This window comes from Mesorhizobium sp. M2E.F.Ca.ET.209.01.1.1 (genome assembly GCF_004010375.2).
In the GTDB taxonomy this organism is placed as follows: domain Bacteria; phylum Pseudomonadota; class Alphaproteobacteria; order Rhizobiales; family Rhizobiaceae; genus Mesorhizobium.
Window position 1 is genome coordinate 1 of sequence record NZ_SADP02000465.1, and the last position, 362, is coordinate 362.

Annotated in this window: 1 pseudogene; it reads left to right on the plus strand. The window is 61.9% G+C overall.

Annotated elements, in window-relative coordinates:
- Nucleotides 1-362 (plus strand): annotated as a pseudogene (locus tag EN852_RS36500) (hypothetical protein); the annotation flags it as partial.

The window sequence follows — 362 nt, forward strand, 5'->3', positions numbered from 1 at the left end:
TGTTCGGCTACTTTCCGGCAACGGGCAAGGATGGCGATGTCACCACACCCGGTACGACGGTGTTTTCCTGTCTGTCCAACGACATCGTCGCGCATGAGATGTCGCATGCGCTGCTCGACGGGCTGTATCGCCACTTTCAGGAAGCGTCGAACGCCGACGTGCCGGCCTTTCATGAGGCATTTGCCGACATTGTCGCGCTCTTCCAGCACTTCACGCTCAAGGAACTGGTCAGCTTCACCATCGGCAAGGCAAAGGGAACCCTGTCGGCGGCATCGCTGCTGTCGGGTATCGCCAGGCAGTTCGGCGAGGGCAGCGGGATGGCCGGACCACTGCGCGAATATAGCGGCGCCGACCTGTCCGGC